Annotated in this window: 12 protein-coding genes and 2 tRNA genes; 9 read left to right on the top strand and 5 right to left on the bottom strand. The window is 36.1% G+C overall.

The genetic code is table 11. The features are described 5' to 3' along the window. Nucleotides 1-174 precede the first annotated feature (174 nt). The 3 genes from KO521_RS00095 to KO521_RS00105 all read left to right on the top strand — a co-directional run bounded on the left by KO521_RS00095 (nt 175) and on the right by KO521_RS00105 (nt 2,708). Entirely contained in the window at nt 175-1,050 is an 876-nt protein-coding gene (locus KO521_RS00095; RefSeq protein ID WP_289846337.1) for a transketolase, read from the top strand. Between the two features lie 62 nt (nt 1,051-1,112). Next, complete coding sequence (locus tag KO521_RS00100; RefSeq protein ID WP_215937893.1) at nt 1,113-2,066, top strand: transketolase family protein; 954 nt, start codon at nt 1,113-1,115, stop codon at nt 2,064-2,066. Between the two features lie 48 nt (nt 2,067-2,114). Next, nucleotides 2,115-2,708, top strand: a complete 594-nt coding sequence (locus KO521_RS00105) for a porin family protein (protein WP_215937894.1) — start codon at nt 2,115-2,117, stop codon at nt 2,706-2,708. Between the two features lie 76 nt (nt 2,709-2,784). On the opposite strand, the gene KO521_RS00110 is transcribed toward KO521_RS00105, so the two are convergent. Then, complete coding sequence (locus tag KO521_RS00110; protein WP_215937895.1) at nt 2,785-3,711, bottom strand: FKBP-type peptidyl-prolyl cis-trans isomerase; 927 nt, start codon at nt 3,709-3,711, stop codon at nt 2,785-2,787. Between the two features lie 77 nt (nt 3,712-3,788). On the opposite strand from KO521_RS00110, the gene KO521_RS00115 reads away from it, so the two are divergent. Beyond that, complete coding sequence (locus KO521_RS00115; RefSeq protein ID WP_215937896.1) at nt 3,789-4,190, top strand: RNA-binding S4 domain-containing protein; 402 nt, start codon at nt 3,789-3,791, stop codon at nt 4,188-4,190. A gap of 52 nt (nt 4,191-4,242) precedes the next feature. Continuing rightward, nucleotides 4,243-4,740: a phosphoribosyltransferase family protein gene (locus KO521_RS00120; RefSeq protein ID WP_215937897.1), complete on the top strand. Its 498-nt coding sequence runs from the start codon at nt 4,243-4,245 to the stop codon at nt 4,738-4,740. On the opposite strand, the gene KO521_RS00125 is transcribed toward KO521_RS00120, so the two are convergent. Beyond that, nucleotides 4,732-5,247 (bottom strand): shikimate kinase, encoded by a 516-nt coding sequence (locus KO521_RS00125; RefSeq protein ID WP_215937898.1) that lies wholly within the window; start codon nt 5,245-5,247, stop codon nt 4,732-4,734. The genes KO521_RS00120 and KO521_RS00125 overlap by 9 nt on opposite strands. A gap of 139 nt (nt 5,248-5,386) precedes the next feature. Between KO521_RS00125 and KO521_RS00130 the strand changes: the two genes are divergently transcribed. Together KO521_RS00130 and KO521_RS00135 are read left to right on the top strand one after the other, a co-directional pair. After that, nucleotides 5,387-5,462, top strand: a tRNA-Lys gene (locus tag KO521_RS00130). 94 nt (nt 5,463-5,556) lie between these two features. Beyond that, a tRNA-Lys gene (locus KO521_RS00135) sits at nt 5,557-5,629 on the top strand. A 369-nt stretch (nt 5,630-5,998) separates the two neighbouring features. Here KO521_RS00135 and KO521_RS00140 read toward each other — a convergent pair. Both KO521_RS00140 and KO521_RS00145 read right to left on the bottom strand, forming a co-directional pair. Continuing rightward, on the bottom strand, nt 5,999-7,786 hold the full coding sequence (locus KO521_RS00140) for a ribonucleoside-diphosphate reductase subunit alpha (protein WP_215937899.1): 1,788 nt from the start codon (nt 7,784-7,786) through the stop codon (nt 5,999-6,001). Further along, the gene (locus KO521_RS00145) at nt 7,787-9,061 is read right to left on the bottom strand and encodes a ribonucleotide-diphosphate reductase subunit beta (RefSeq protein WP_215937900.1); all 1,275 of its coding nucleotides are present in this window, start codon (nt 9,059-9,061) and stop codon (nt 7,787-7,789) included. Nucleotides 9,062-9,705: 644 nt separating this feature from the next. Between KO521_RS00145 and KO521_RS00150 the strand changes: the two genes are divergently transcribed. Both KO521_RS00150 and KO521_RS00155 read left to right on the top strand, forming a co-directional pair. Then, nucleotides 9,706-10,554 (top strand): universal stress protein, encoded by an 849-nt coding sequence (locus KO521_RS00150; protein ID WP_215937901.1) that lies wholly within the window; start codon nt 9,706-9,708, stop codon nt 10,552-10,554. 146 nt (nt 10,555-10,700) lie between these two features. Beyond that, complete coding sequence (locus tag KO521_RS00155; protein ID WP_215937902.1) at nt 10,701-11,954, top strand: mechanosensitive ion channel domain-containing protein; 1,254 nt, start codon at nt 10,701-10,703, stop codon at nt 11,952-11,954. Nucleotides 11,955-12,535: 581 nt separating this feature from the next. Here KO521_RS00155 and KO521_RS00160 read toward each other — a convergent pair. Next, nucleotides 12,536-16,834: a PAS domain-containing sensor histidine kinase gene (locus tag KO521_RS00160; RefSeq protein WP_215937903.1), complete on the bottom strand. Its 4,299-nt coding sequence runs from the start codon at nt 16,832-16,834 to the stop codon at nt 12,536-12,538. Between the last annotated feature and the right edge of the window lie 20 nt (nt 16,835-16,854).

Below are 16,854 nucleotides of genomic sequence, written 5' to 3' on the forward strand. Positions count from 1 at the left end.
CAATGTAAAAATACTTTCCCAGGTCCGTTTCACTTCTAGGTTTGCTAATATTAAGCACAATCAAACCGCTATTGCTCAAAACGTTGCCATCTGTTGCTTTTATCACTCTTTTTTTGATTTGATGGCAAAAATAAACAAGGTGCGATTTGTATTCCCAAAAGATTGCGGTTACATTTGAAAACTACTAAAAATGAACATTTACAAATGGCAAAATTAGACGATTTACAAGATATCGTAGTACAGACCCGAAGGGACATTCTACGTATGGTACATAAAGTAAATTCAGGTCACCCAGGGGGTTCTTTGGGCTGTACTGAGTTTTTGGTCGCACTTTACAATGAAGTAATGGACCTTAAAGAAGGTTTTGATATGGACGGTAAGGATGAAGACCTTTTCTTCCTATCAAACGGTCATATATCTCCTGTATTTTACAGCGTTTTAGCTAGAAAAGGATATTTTCCTGTTGAGGAACTAAACACATTCCGTTTATTGGACTCACGTTTACAAGGTCACCCTACTACACATGAAGGCCTTCCCGGTGTTCGTGTAGCATCCGGTTCTTTAGGGCAAGGTATGTCCGTAGCGATCGGTGCGGCATTAGCCAAGAAATTGAACGGCGATGACAAATTGGTTTATAGTCTTCATGGCGATGGCGAATTACAAGAAGGTCAGAACTGGGAAGCTATTATGTATGCCGCCGGAAATAAAGTTGACAATCTGATCTCTACCATAGATAGGAACGGACAACAGATTGACGGCCCTACCGAAGAAGTGCTTCCTTTAGGAAACCTAAAAGAAAAGTTCGAAGTTTTTGGATGGGATGTTCTTGAAGTTGCGGAAGGAAACAATCTTGAAGCCGTTATAAACGGACTTAAAGAAGCAAAGAGCAGAACCGGAAAAGGAAAACCGGTCTGTATCATCCTTGATACAATGATGGGTAACGGTGTAGATTTTATGATGCACACGCACGCATGGCACGGTAAAGCGCCAAGCGATGAGCAGTTGGAAAACGCACTAGGACAGAATCCTGAAACCTTAGGAGACTATTAAAATTCCGTAACTATCTTAAATTTTAGATTTCCGCTTGACGGAAACGACAAAAACGAAATACAATGACAAAATATATAGATCAAGGAAAAAACGATACTAGAAGTGGCTACGGAGAGGCCATGACCGAGCTAGGAAGAACCAACCCTAATGTTGTAGCTCTTTGTGCGGATTTGGTAGGATCACTAAAAATTCAGCCTTTTATTGATGAGAACCCAGAGCGTTTCTTTCAAATAGGTATTGCAGAGGCTAACATGATGGGTATAGCTGCAGGTCTTACCATTGGTGGTAAAATACCCTTTGCAAGTACATTTGCTAACTTTGCCACAGGTAGGGTTTACGATCAGATCCGCCAGTCCATTGCTTACTCTAACAAGAACGTAAAAATATGTGCTTCGCATGCCGGTGTTACTTTAGGTGAAGATGGTGCAACCCACCAGATTCTAGAAGATATAGGAATGATGAAAATGCTTCCGGGCATGACTGTCATCAACCCTTGTGATTTTAACCAAACAAAAGCTGCTACTTTAGCAATAGCTGAATATGATGGCCCTGTTTACTTACGTTTTGGAAGACCAAAAGTAGCCAACTTTACCCCAGTTGACCAAAAGTTCGAAATTGGTAAAGCTGTTATGCTTAGCGAGGGTACGGATGTTACTATTGTTGCTACCGGCCATTTGGTTTGGGAAGCTTTAATTGCCGCCGAAAGATTAGAGGAGCAAGGCATTTCTGCAGAGGTGATTAATTTTCACACTATCAAACCATTTGATGAAGAAGCATTGTTAAAGTCAGTTAAAAAAACGGGCTGTGTTGTTTCTGCTGAAGAGCATAATTTCTTAGGTGGACTTGGTGAGAGTGTTGCCAGAACCCTTACAGTTCATAACCCCACGCCGCAAGAGTTTGTTGCAACACAAGATACTTTTGGTGAAAGTGGTACTCCAGACCAACTTATGGAGAAATACGGACTAAACAATAAAGCTATTGAGAAGGCCGTTTTAAAGGTATTGAAAAGGAAATAACAATGGTATCGTTTTTGATACTGTTGTGGTATTAAAAAACGAGAACATATGAAAAAAACACTCCTAACGGCAGTTTTTGCTTTAGTAAGCATTACTGCATTCGCACAGAAAGATTTGGTAAAAATTGGTGTTAAAGCCGGTTTGAACTACAGCGCCAATGGTGATTATTTTGAATCCATAGGTGATGCTGCCAGTGATCCTGACCGAAATGTGGGTTACCACATTGGTCTTTTTAGTAAAATAGGCTTAAACCGTCTCTATCTTAGACCTGAATTGGTATACACCAAAACAAAGTCCGATTATAACGGAGATAAATTTGATATTAGCAAGCTAGATTTACCCTTATTGGTAGGCATTAAAGTTATTGGTCCATTACGTGTTTTTGCAGGACCTTCGTTCCAATATATTCTTGATACCGAATTTGATGGTATTTCTATAGACGATATTGAAAACGACTTTAGTGTAGGTGCCAATATAGGCGCGGGAGTTGAATTAGGAAAACTAGGTATTGATATTAGGTACGAACGAGGCTTTAATAGTAACGAAGCTACTTTTATTAATACTAATATTACCAACCTGGGACCTAGCCGTGTAGACGCTCGCCCAGATCAATTGATCGTTAGTTTATCTCTGACCTTATAAGGAAAGTTTTATTATAAAAAGAAAGCCCGAAACCATATGGTTTCGGGCTTTCTTTTTTTAAGTATGTCAAAAGGATTTAACTGTCACTATCCAAGTAGTCTACCACACCATCACCATCTGTATCAGGATAGGTTATAACACCATTCTCATCGATTTCAATTTCATCCCTTGTCAAAATTCCATCATTATCATCATCGGAATCTCTATGGTTGTACAAAAAACTATTATTAGATACGTCTCCATCAGTATTGTCATTATTTAGATTACCATCTTCATTCACATCCTCAAGAATTGATGGAATACCGTCATTATCATAATCTGTATCTTTAACAAAAACACCTAATTCTAAAGTGAAAACAAGAGGAGAATATGCAGGAATACCTCCTTGTAAATTGTTAAAATACCCCAGACCGGAAGGCATAACCACCATTCCAACACCAGGATCTGTTATAGAATAGGTTCCATTATCTTCCACCACGACTTCTCCTCCTGCTTGTAATTGAGAAAAACCCTGTGCATATCCTCTTATTGTGTTGGGGAGGTACTGCCAGATATAATTATCTGTACCATCAAATCTATCCCCATTTAGTAAAGTACCCTCATACTTAACAAAAGTGGAATCTGCATAGGTTGGAGACCCACCAGCCCCTTCTTTAGCTATCAGATAATAATAGGTATGAGAAACATCTTCGTCCCCATCACCTGTATTTCCAGTGACTTTCACTGTTTCTGATGTCACTTGTTCGCTTAAAGGAACTATCTCCGTGTTACCTTCTGGTATCACCTTTAACTCAATCTTATAATCAAAATCTTCGGCCGGGCTCTCAAACTCCGTATAATTGTAATAATGTGTTTTAAGATATTCCTGAATCTTAGCTTCATCATCAACTAATACCTCACTTAATGGTAGTGGCGGTTCAACGTTGGCACCTCCATCATCGTTATTACAAGAGTACAGTACAACTACCAATGCCAATAAGGCAACTATTCGATTCATTATCATCTATTCAATTTTACAGGCGGCAAGATACAATTTTCCCTTATTTTTGTGGAGAGCCTTAACAAAGATTTTTAATAGTTATGCGAATTGATAAGTACTTGTGGAGTACCCGCTATTTTAAGACCCGAAACATTGCTTCTACTGCCTGCAAGAAAGGGCAAGTAAAAATTAATGACCAAGTGGTTAAACCTTCACGAGAAGTGTACCCAATGGATAAAATCATTGTTCGGAAGGATCAGATAAATCTTCAGCTTACGGTTTTGGACATTCCTAAAAGTAGAGTGGGCGCTAAATTGGTGCCTATTTATAGAACCGATACCACACCAAAAGAGGCCTTTGAACATAATGAGCTTTTAAAACAGGCCAAAGAGCACTACCGAAAGAAAGGTACCGGAAGACCTACAAAGAAAGATAGAAGAGATATTGAGGACTATTTAGATGATCCGGACATGGCACCGGACGATTTGAAAAGCATAGAATAAAAAGAACAGATTAATACTTGGTTGTCTATCTTTGAATTGAAAATACCCTTTTATGGAAAACAAAATACTTACGCATCAACAAATTCAATATAAGATAGAACGTATTGCCTACCAGATATACGAGGCGAACGTGGAAGAAAAAGAAATTATTATTGCCGGTATAGACGGAGGGGGACTTAATTTTGCCAAAAAACTACAACGGGTTTTAAAAAGGGTAACTAATGCAGAAGTTACGCTGTGCAAAGTGATAATGGACAAAGAAAACCCTTTGCAAAGTGGGGTAAAGACTTCTATTCCTGAATCTGAATACATTAACAAATCCATAGTCCTTGTAGATGATGTACTAAATTCTGGCACAACATTGATCTATGGTGTACATCATTTCCTTAAAACTCCGCTAAAACAACTTAAGACCGCCGTTCTAGTGAATAGAAACCATAAAAAATATCCTGTAAAAGCAGATTACAAGGGTATATCCTTATCTACTTCTTTACAAGAGCATGTACATGTGCAATTCAAAGCAAAGAATGATATGGTCTTTCTAGACTAAATAAGATTCTATTTCATCAACAATTTCCTGTGGACTCTTAGTGTCGCAACTAATAACTTTACTTGCCTGATTATAATAGTAGCTCCGCTCAAAAAGATGCTTGCCAATAAATTCAGGTAATTCTTCTTCCGTAATGTTTCTAACCAATGGTCGCTCATCTTTCTCTTTTAAAAGACGTTTTGTTAACTCTGGTATGGAAACCTTTAAATAAAAAGCATTATTGGTGTTTTCAAGTATAGTCTGCATATTATTTCCATAACATGGAGTGCCACCTCCTGTAGATAGAATAAAATCATTTCTCTGCTCAAGCACCTCGTTTAAATATTGAAATTCTTTCTTTCTGAAATAGACTTCGCCCTTATTTTCAAAAATTTCGGAGACAGACATATTTTCAGCCTGTTCTATATAATCATCAAGATCTATGAATTCTAGACTTTTTTTGTGGGCTAATAATTTGCCGATTGTGCTCTTACCACTACCCATATACCCCAACAATACTATTTTCACAATTTTATTTTGGTGTAAAAGTGGCTTATTTTCAGGGGATTTCAAAAAAAAAGAAATTTATCTTAAAAAGGTCTTGGAAAATAAAGTAATCGACTTATATTTGCACCCGCATTGAGGGAAACAATCCTGATATGTTTTTGACCTGGTAGCTCAGTTGGTAGAGCATCTCCCTTTTAAGGAGAGGGTCCTGGGTTCGAGCCCCAGCCAGGTCACCAAATAAATAATAGCCTCTTCAACATAAAAGAGGCTTTTTTATTTAATTATGTGAGCTGATTTTTTTTGAATTGAACACGTATATTTTGACATTATGACCTGGTAGCTCAGTTGGTAGAGCATCTCCCTTTTAAGGAGAGGGTCCTGGGTTCGAGCCCCAGCCAGGTCACTTTAAAAACTTCACGATTTATAAAAAAAGCTCTGAAACGGAATCATCGTTTCAGGGCTTTTTTTTACTGGATTCGGTATTTTTTTGCGAGTTCTTTAAATAGAAATATAATTCTCCTACCTTAATTTGAACCTTCAGTTTCAAAACTCCTTACCACTAAGCACATAAAAAAGCCGCTCTGTGCTTTGCTCGTGTATACTCGCCACTCATTATAGCAGTAAGTGATTAAGGTCTTTACTCCTCTCCTATCCACCTTCATAGAAAGATATATTATATAGACTGACCATAAAAAAACACCCCTGTTCTATATGATATAGAGCAGGGGTATTTCTAAATAAATATAAGCCTAAGATAATTACTGCTGCACGCTTACGCTTCGCAACTAGCACAATCTTTTTTCTGCTTAAATTTTTGTGCTGCATTCATACTATGCTGGTAGTAAAGCGATTTTAACCCAAGCTTCCAAGCGGTAACATGAATCTTATTGATTTCTTTTACCGGCATATCCGGATGCACTATGATGTTTACAGATTGACCTTGATCAATATGGTTTTGACGGTTTGCTGCTTGATAAATAATATCCATTTGGTCTATCTCAGAATACGTCTGAAAAACATCCTTTTCAAGTTCCGTTAAGAACTCCAAATGCTGTACTGATCCATCACGCTCACGAATGCTGTGCCAGACCTCTGTAGTGTTCTTTCCTTTTTCTTCCAGCAATTCTAGTAAAAAAGGATTTTTTATGGTTGTTTTTACCTTGGCAATATCCTTTACATAGATATTAGACCAAATTGGCTCAATACCCTGCGATACCTGCCCTAAAATAAAAGCAGAAGATGTTGTCGGAGCCACGGCATTCAAAGTAGCATTACGTCTACCATATCCTTTTAGAACAGCTGGTTCGCCAAACTTAGCTGCCAATTCCTCTGAAGCTTTGTATGATTTCTCTTTTATTCCTTTAAATATCTCACTATTTAGGTTAAAAGCTTCCTGACTATTAAAAGGCAATCTTTTTGATTGTAATAACGAATGCCATCCTAAAACCCCTAAACCAAGAGCCCTGTTGTCTTTTGCAAAATTATAAGCGCGCTCCATAAAAAGGAAAGTCTGCCTGTCTTCACGAGAATCGGAATCGCGATACCTTTCTAATTTTTCAATAAACTCGGTAATTACAGCATCTAAGAAATAGACCATTGTTTCAACAGCATCGGTATCTTTCCATTTATCATAGTGCAAAACATTTACTGATGATAATACACATACAAAAGACCAATCATCATTTGATGGTAACATTATCTCTGTACAAAGGTTACTTGCATATATAGGTAAATCTTTCTCCTTATATACGTTTGATGCGCCATTATTGGCATTGTCCGTAAAGAATATGTATGGATAACCCATCTCTCCCCTACGCTGTAATACTTTAGCCCAAATAGAGCGCTTATCCGTATCACCATCAATCATTTCCTGCATCCACTTATCGGTAACTGTTACCCCATGGGTAAGTTCCTGAATAGCATTTCCTTCCGTACCAATCTCTAAGAACTCCATAATGTCTGGATGCTCAATAGGCAAGTATGGCGAAAAACGACCACGACGAACCGAACCTTGACTTACAACATCAACCATAGATTCAAAAAGCTGCATAATATGTACTGCCCCTGAAGCTTGACCATTATTTTTTACCTCAGCACCACGGTGTCTTATTTTCCCAAAATAGCCAGAAGTACCTCCGCCCATTTTAGACATCATACCAACTTCTGATTGGGTATATAAGATATTACCCATATCATCATCTATATGAGATCCGAAACAACTGATCGGCAATCCTCTTTCTTTTCCAAAATTTGACCATACGGGAGATGCCAATGAAAAATACCCTTCTGACATGTACCCGAAAAATTTATCGGAAAAACCAGGCATATCCAATAACTGCTCAGCTCTATCCGCGATTTCACGAATACGTTGTTCCGCAGTTACGCCTTTGGTCAAATATCCTGAATTCAGAAAATTAAGGCTGTGGTCGGTAAGCCACTTAAAACCGCCATTGTTTTTTTTATTAGTGTTTTTAAGAGCTTCCTTTCTTGCGTTTACAAGTTGGTCTTGCCCTGAAATTGTTTCTTTAATTTGTGTGGTGGTAGTGTTTAATTCGTTCATTTAAAAAAGGTCGTCACTGGTTATACTTTGGGTTCGTTTACTATAATTGATAGAGCGTTTTACAAAGAAATCGCCATGTTTGGTTCCTATAATTTCATCATCAAACCATTCTGTTTCTGTCAATAGGTTGTTATCAACATCAAATATTTTCTCTATTCCTATACTACTCAGAGAATTATTGAATCGGTTTTTAATAAATTCGTTTATAACTGATTTTGGCAAGAAATCCAATTCACCTTGCTCAAAAATCCAATCTACTATTTCACTTTCCGCAAGAAATGCTTCATGACACATATCTTGTATCATTGTATGGTATTCTTCATCAAACCAATCCGGATTTTCATCCTTAATGATCTTGATGACATCAATACCAAAATCTCCATGAATTTGTTCTTCCTTAGAGGTAGCTTCAACTACATTAGATATACCCTTAAACATATTCTTATGCTTGTTGAAAGCCATGATAATCAAAAACTGAGAGAAAAGGGAAACGTGCTCTATAAATAAAGAGAACAACAAAATTGATTCCGCGTATTCCTTATTATCTACACTTTTTGCATTCTTAAGCGCTGTTTCAAGATATTGCACACGCTTCATTATTACAGGCTTTTTCTTTAAACTCTTGAATTCGGTATTAAGTCCTAAAATTTCAAGTAAGTGTGAGTAAGCATCGGCATGGCGTACTTCACTTTCGGCAAAAGTGGCCCCTACCGAACCTATTTCCGGTTTAGGCATTTTATGATAGATATCTCCCCAAAAACTTTTTACGGCTACTTCAATCTGAGAAATAGCCAACATTGCATTTTTTATAGCACTTCTTTCTGATTCTTCAAGTCCGGTTTTGAAATCTTGAATATCACTTGTGAAATTAAATTCCGTGTGAATCCAATAGGAATGACGAATAGCCGGCACGTATTCGTATAATTGAGGATATTCGTATGGTTTTAAATTTATACGTTTTTCAAAAATATTGGATTTTCTTTTTTGAGCTTGCTCGTTCCGATACAAGATGTACCCTTTTGCGACATCAAAAAAACCACCTTCCATAAGTCGGTTTTCAACAAAATCTTGTACTTCCTCAACGGTAGGCACATAATTCGCATCCAGCTCACTTCTTTCCAGTAACGAGGCATGGACGTTGTTAGCAACACGTTCTGCATCCTGCTGACCTCCATGGGAAGCCGCCGTCATGGCTTTCATAATAGCTTCGGTTATTTTATACAACTGAAACGGTTTCTTAGTAAAATCTCTTTTTATAACATGTGTTATCTGCATAGGAAATGGATCTTATAACTCTTCTAATGAAGAAGTATAAAGGTCTGATTTAACTGCCTTAATTTCTCTTAAAACAAACTAATGTTTTCAGACATTTATTAACAACGTGTAAATAAACTGTAAAAACAATTGTTCCTTAGGAAGTTGTCCACAACAAAAAATCATATCTAAAAAAAATTGTAATTGGTATTGGTCAAAAACTCATCAACTGAGGAAATTCTCCTCATAGCAAATCACAAAATTTAGATAAAACACAATACAAAATATTAAAAATCAGGTGTTTATGTTAAATAACATATTGAAGGTTTCAAAAGGTATACTTTTTGTCCTAACCTAAACAACCTAAATCATTTTATAAATCTATTCGGAAATCATACAGAGATAGGCATACGCAATTTAATGTAACGTCATCAACAATCGGTATAGGAGCAAAAATCGGACTTGAAAAAAGAACCGAAAAACTTACAATACTGAAAAGCTAAAACCAAAGCAAATCCAGTTTTGAAATTTTATTGGATTCTAACCTTACAATCTAATTATGTATTTGAAATGAGAAAATAACGAAGAGAGAAAATAATGCCACAATTTCATCAGAAGAGAAGCAAGATCAATTTGCATGTATGAATTAACTAAAAATAAGTATTATGGGGAAAAAACTTTTATTGCCGACCGATTTTTCAAGAAATTCATTAATTGCAATTCAATATGCCATAAAACTCTATGCCAACAAAGATTGTGATTTCTACATTTTAAACACCTACGCCAAAGAAGTAAGTGGTTTGGATAGCCTTAATCTTCTAGACCCGGATGATGCTTTCAATAAACTATCCGAGAAACGTTCGCACGAAGGTCTTGGAAAAATATTAGCCTTAATAACTCTTGAAAACAAAAATCCCAAGCATAGATTTCATGTGCTCTCCCGTTCTACACTCTTCGCAGATACCGTAAAGGACGTTATTGAACGCTTACAAATAGATATGTTGGTAATGGGTGCCAAGGGAATAACCAATAATAGATTGAAAAATTATGGAAAAACAGCCATATCCGCGATTGAAAACGTTAGAAAATGTCCTGTTCTAATTGTTCCAAAAAATGCAATTATGTCTCACTCAAAGGAAATTGTATTAACCACCGATTTCAAAACCGATTTTAATTGCTTTGATATAAAGCATCTGGCAAAAATAGCAAAGCTTAGTAACGCTAGTATTCAGATAGTAAGCTTAGAAGCTCCCAAAACCATGGATAAAGAGCAAACAAACAATAAAGACCTACTTACCAATTACCTTAATGATATTGACCACGATTTTAAGATTATACATAATGTAAACCTGCATACCGCTTTAAGTTGTTTTATTGAAAAAGGCCGTAGTAATATGGTAAGTTACATTAATCAAAAGCGCACATTTTGGCAAAAAATAGGATTTGGAAAATCCACATTGAGAAGATTGGGATATTTTGATGACATTCCTGTACTGGCCTTAAATGACAAGTAGATGTTTTAAATTAAAATACCTATCAAATCAAATTGGTTTTTAATGCGGATACGACCTTAAAAAAAATATCCAATTAATTCATTTATAAGTCTTCTTTGTTACCGTTATAATTTAATTTTGCAACCGTTATCTTTAGAAGAAGATTCATGGAACAGGGATTGCACAGGTTATTATACGATTACTTACTAAAAACAGGAATGAGCGGGAATCTAGCATCATACCTAAACCTACTAATAGTCTTAATCGTTGCTTTAATTCTTGCATGGTTCCTAGATTTAATTATTTGGAAAGTGCTACGATCGGTATCACTAAAATTGGCGCGACAATCAAAAACAAATTTTGACAATTTTCTTGTTGTCAATAGAGTGCCAAGATATCTGGCTCATATCATTCCATTATCCATTCTGTTTAAGTTTGTTCCTTTTGCCTTTTTTCACTTTGATTATGGTGCTACTTTAGCCCTCAAGGCGCTTCAAATTGTGTTTGTAATATTGACACTTTTTATTGTCAAAAGTATTTTTAAAAGTACCAACGATTATCTAAAGACTACACCTAAATTTAGGGATAAACCAATGGATAGTTATATCCAGGTCTTTATGATATTTGCTTGGGTAGTAGGCATTTTTACAATATTCGCCATAGTTACCGATGTATTGATCTGGAAGTTCTTTACGGCACTGGGAGCTGGTTCTGCCGTTATTCTCCTCATTTTCAAGGACTCTATTTTAGGGCTTGTGGCAAGCATTCAAGTCAGTATTAACGACATGGTGCGTATTGGCGATTGGATTACTTTTGAAAAGTACGGTGCAGATGGTTACGTGGTTGAAATTACCCTAGCTACCGTAAAAGTTCAGAATTTTGATAAGACCATTACCACCATTCCTACCTATTCTCTTATCTCTGATTCCTTTAAAAACTGGAGAGGAATGGAGGTTTCAGCAGGCCGGCGTATAAAAAGAGCATTAATTGTAAGGCAAAAAAGCATTCGTTTTCTGACCCAAAAGGATATACAATCTTTTGAAAAGATTCAACTTATACAACCCTATCTAACGTCAAGAATCGAACAGATTAACTCGTATAACGAATCCAACAATATAAATAAGGAGCTTCCTATAAATGGAAGAAACCTGACCAACATTGGTGTGTTTCGTAAATATGTGAACGACTATCTACAAAACCATTCTGCCGTAAATAAAGATATGACGCTAATGGTTCGTCAATTGGCGCCAACTTCACAAGGCATTCCTTTGGAAATTTATGCTTTTAGCTCGGACAAACGCTGGGAAAACTATGAATACATAATGGCGGACATTTTTGACCACTTATTAGCTGCTTTGCCTTATTTTGATTTAGAAGTGTTTGAGCTTCCTGTTTCTATAAATGCACCATTAGATAAATAGAGCATCAAATCAAAGATAGGGCTGTATACATGTTATTTATCACTAATTCCATGTAACATTGTAAAAGATTTAATGTATTAACCCCCTCTTGCCTATACTTTCCTATAATCTGTGGACGCATAATTTTAAAAATCGATACAGTTTTGATATTACTTCTTTAGATTACACATATGCAGTATGAGTTATTCAACGTATTATTTAAAAAACTAAAATCGAAGAAGTTTTGAGTTGGGTAGCGAGCTGGGGATCTTTGGGTGAAGTCAAAAAAAACTTGGGCACTGGTTTAATACTAAATCAACTAATGTTATAAGTTATAAAAATTTTGACAACTAAATAGTAGGTATTATCCCACCAAACTTATGATAGCAATTTCTTATTATATAGGTTATTCATGGCGTTAATTTAGCTTAACAAACTTTAATAAAGAGTGGAATTAATTTTTTGAGTAGCGCTATAAATAATTAAGATTCCTGTAAAGCATCCGTTTGAACACTAATTAAGAAGTACTAAGCACTTATTACCTAATGGTAATAGAAAACACAGTTAAACCGAAGATTTTACTGAGTGCAAAAAGAAAAGCCTTAATCAAAATGTATTGTAAAAGTTGTTCCTACATTCACCTTACTAGATGCAGAGATAACACCGTTCATAGCTTCAATTTGAGTTTTTGTCAAAAATAGACCCACACCCTTTGCATCAGGGTGCCTGTGAAAAACTTTATTTAATCCAAACAGCTTATGGCCGTGTTGCTCTAAATCTATACCTAGGCCATTATCCTGGAACTTGAGTACAATTTTTCCGTTTTCAAGCTCTGAGGTAATTCGTATTTCCGGTATGCGGTCTTCCGATTTATATTTAATTGCATTTCCTACCAAATTGAGGAAAATACTTTCCATATAAACTCTCTTATAACCAATAGTAGAAACCTTTGAGAAATCGCTTTTGATTATCGCGCCAGAATTCAATATTGCTCCACTCAAAATTTCCTTGGTATGCTCCAATATCGCACCTAAATCAATCTCTTCTAGGTCTTCGCCTGAATCACCAATCTTAGTTTTTAATGCATCCACTAACGTGTTGAGCGTTAAAGTAAGGTGTTGGATAACTGTTTTAAACTTGCTGAATATTGCCTTACGATCCCCTTCAGTTTCTGACTGATCATATATTTCCAGCAATGAGTTAAGGTTGGCTACGGGTGCCCTTAAATTGTGAGACGTAATATGAGTAAAATCTGCAAGTTGCTTATTTTGGCTGGAAAGTTTTTGCGCAACGAGCTCTAAATTCTCTTTTGCCTCATTAATTTTTTGTTCGGCCAATTTTCTTTTGGTAATGTCACGTATGGCTGCAGAAACCAACAACCCTTCTTCTGTATGAAGCGGACTTAGACTTATTTGAATGGGTATTTCTTCTCCATTTTTCTTTAATGCGTATAAATCCTTACCAATTCCCATTTCTTTATTAATTGGGGTATGGAAAAAACTACTGTGGTGCGTGGGATGTTCAGGATAAAAACTTGTGGGAATTAAGATTTCCACTGGTTTATCAATCAATTCTTCGGGAGTATATCCAAATAATTTTTCGGATTGTTTATTTATTAGCTGTATAGTTCCCCTATCATTTACGATGACCATAGCGTCTGGAGCAGACTCTAAAAGTCCTCTAAACTTCTTTTCTGCCATTTTAATGTCGGTCACATCTTGGCTAGTACCTACCATTTCAACAATCTCACCCTTTTCGTTGGTATGAACTTCTCCTAAAACGTGAATTGTTTTTAGCTTACCCGAAGTAGTTATAATTCTATGAGTAAAACTATTAAGCTTTTTGTCTTTTATTGCTTTATCAAAATATTGAGTAACAATTTCTTTATCTTCTGGATGAACAAAACCAAAATACGTATCAAAATTAAGATTGGTTATGGTCTCGTCAAGTTCAAAAACGGTATAAAGATTTTGTGACCACTTTACGGTATCGGCCATGGTGTTCCATTGCCAATGGCCCATCATTGAAATTTGCTCCGCAAAATTTAACTGCTCATTTTTTTTCAGTAGTTCACTTTCCGCATTTTTTATTTCAGAAATATCTTTGGAGATTGCTATAAATCCTTCATTGGCATTGTCTCCATTTTTAATAGTGGTAATTGTGGAGAGTACGGAAACCGGCGAACCATCTTTTTTGTAATACGTCCATTCACGAGTGTCGTTTAACTCCTTTTTAAAAAGGTTTTCATAATGATCATATGTAGCTGGATCTTCGCCATTTAGTACTGCAATATCTTTTCTAAATTCTTTAATTTCATCCTCGTGAATATATTTTCTAGGTTTTTCAATCCCAACCATTTCTGCCGCTGAATACCCCAATAACAACTCTGCACCATGATTGAAACGATTAATGACACCATTCTTATCTGTTGTTATAATTAAAATAGATTCTGAGTTGAATATAGCTTGCAATTCAGAATGGGCTTTTTGTAAATGACGTTCTGCCATTGTAATTTCGGTCACATCTTGGCAGGTACCGGTTATTTCTATTACCTCACCTTTTTCGTTAGTAAAAACTTCTCCTAAGAGCTGAATTGTTTTTACTCTACCTGAAGTTGTAATAATACGATGCGTAAAACTTTCCCATTTTTTATCCTTTACTGCTTTCTCAAAATGTTGAGCAGTAATCTCTTTATCTTCTGGATGAACAAAATCTAAATATATGTCTAACTGTAGGTCGGTGATTTTTTCGTCAAGCTCTAGAATTTTATATAGATTTTTTGAAGATTTTCCTTTATCGGCAACAGGGTCCCATTGCCAATTGGCCATCTTTGAAATCCGTTCCGCATAATTTAAAAGCTGATTTTTTTTCAGAAGTTCACTTTCCGCATTTTTAATTTCAGAAATATCTTTGGAGATTGCTATATAACCTTCATTACTATTGTCTATATTTTTAATAGCCGATGTTGTAGCAAGTACCGGAACAATAACGCCATCTTTCCGGCGATACATCCATTCTCGGGTATCATTTAAATCGTGCTCTAAACTATCTACATAATAATTAAATGTAGCAGGGTCTTTACCATTTTGCCTTGCAATATCATTTTTAAATTTGGAGTGTTCTTCTTTAAGAAGATAGAGTTCAGGTTTTTCTTTCCCTACTACTTCAGCCGCGGAGTAACCTAATATAGCCTCCGCTCCTTCATTGAATCGATTAATGACACCATTTTTATCTGTTGTTATGATTGAAATAGAATTTGAATTGAATATAGCTGTCAATTCAGAATGGGCTTTTTGCAAATTACGTTCCGCCATTTTACTTTCGGTCACATCTTGGCACGTACCAACCATTTCAACAATCTCATCTTTTTCGTTGGTATGGACCTCTCCTAAAAGTTGAATTATTTTTACCTTACCTGAAGTGGTAATAATACGATGTGTAAAACTTTCCCATTTTTTATCCTTTTCTACTTTCTCAAAATGTTGATTGACAATCTCTATATCCTCTGGATGAACAAACCTAAAATACGAATCAAACTTAAGTTCCGTTATGGATTCATCAAGCTCTAAAATTTTATAAAAATTTTGCGACCACTGTACTTTATCCGCGATCGTATCCCATTTCCAATTGGACAACATTGAAATCTGTTCGGCAAAATTTAATCTATCATTTTTTTCCAGAAGTTCTTCCTCTGCATTTTTAATTTCCGAAATATCGGACAATACAGCGATAAAGCCCGTATGCTCACCGTTTTCATCTTTAATAGATGAGACCGTTGTTTGACATGGAAACGTTGACCCGTCTTTTCTGCGATGTGTCCATTCCCGGGTATCATCCATATCTTTTTTTGAAAGATCTATATATTTTGAGATATCTTCAAAATGGTTCAAGCTAGATGACCTTTCCCCATACAATTGCTTTAATTCATTTTTAAACCTTACTAGTTCATATTCTGCAACAAATAACAAAGGATTGTTGATTCCAACAGTTTCTGCAGACGTATAGCCTAATAAAACCTCTGCACCTCTATTAAAATTATTAATAATACCATCTCTGCCAGTAGTGATGATTGCAATGGCTTTTGAATTGAATATAGCTTGAAGTTCTGAGTGGGCCTTGTTTAATTGTTGTTCCGCTAGTTTTGTGTTATTGATATCTTGAACTATCCCAAAAAGCCTAGTTCGTTTTCCTTCCAAGTATTCTACTCTCCCTACTACCCTAGTCCAACAAATATTACGCTTGGCAGTTACGATTTCTAATTCCAAATTAAAATGAGTGCCGTCCTCCCTAGCTTTTTCAATTGCATTTTCTAATTTCTCTCTACTTTCTCCTTCTTTAAAAAAGTTGACACCACTATCTAAAGTCGGGACAAAATCTTCTGAAACCTCGTGTATTTCGCGAGTTATTTTACTCCAATAAACCTCACCTGTTAATAGATTTATTTCCCAGGTTCCAATTCTGGCAATTTCATTTGTTTTTTCTAGTATCTCGTCAATTCTTGCCTGCTCTAGCTCTTTTTCCTTTCTACGGGTAACATCTCCGGTATGCATTAAAATACCGCCAATTTTGTCCTCTGATATGAACCAAGGCCTAACATCCCAATAAATCCATTGTACTGAACCATCTGTGCGCTCAAAAGGCGTTTCTTCACAAATATCCGTTGCGCCATTTAAACACCTATTGTGCATATCTTTCCAATCATCACCTATTTCGGGAAAGATTTCATAGTGGGAACGACCTATTATTTCTATTCCTTCTAAGCCGTAATCCTTCACCCATGATGGAGACGCGGCAACATAACACATGTTATTATCCACCATAGCCATTGCAGTAGAGGCCTGTTCAATAAACATTTTCTGGTACTCCTCCTGTGACTTTGATTTGTTCTTAGATGCCCCCAATTATTAGAATTTTGTAGGAA

This window comes from Zobellia uliginosa (genome assembly GCF_018860745.1).
Classification (GTDB): Bacteria; Bacteroidota; Bacteroidia; order Flavobacteriales; family Flavobacteriaceae; genus Zobellia; species Zobellia uliginosa_B.

Bases quoted from the DNA above. Each gene is read 5' to 3' on its own strand.
- KO521_RS00105 (WP_215937894.1), top strand. From the start codon at position 2,115: ATGAAAAAAACACTCCTAACGGCAGTTTTTGCTTTAGTAAGCATTACT.
- KO521_RS00100 (WP_215937893.1), top strand. From the start codon at position 1,113: ATGACAAAATATATAGATCAAGGAAAAAACGATACTAGAAGTGGCTAC.
- KO521_RS00150 (WP_215937901.1), top strand. From the start codon at position 9,706: ATGGGGAAAAAACTTTTATTGCCGACCGATTTTTCAAGAAATTCATTA.
- KO521_RS00120 (WP_215937897.1), top strand. From the start codon at position 4,243: ATGGAAAACAAAATACTTACGCATCAACAAATTCAATATAAGATAGAA.
- KO521_RS00145 (WP_215937900.1), bottom strand. From the start codon at position 9,061: ATGCAGATAACACATGTTATAAAAAGAGATTTTACTAAGAAACCGTTT.
- KO521_RS00140 (WP_215937899.1), bottom strand. From the start codon at position 7,786: ATGAACGAATTAAACACTACCACCACACAAATTAAAGAAACAATTTCA.
- KO521_RS00115 (WP_215937896.1), top strand. From the start codon at position 3,789: ATGCGAATTGATAAGTACTTGTGGAGTACCCGCTATTTTAAGACCCGA.
- KO521_RS00155 (WP_215937902.1), top strand. From the start codon at position 10,701: ATGGAACAGGGATTGCACAGGTTATTATACGATTACTTACTAAAAACA.
- KO521_RS00110 (WP_215937895.1), bottom strand. From the start codon at position 3,711: ATGATAATGAATCGAATAGTTGCCTTATTGGCATTGGTAGTTGTACTG.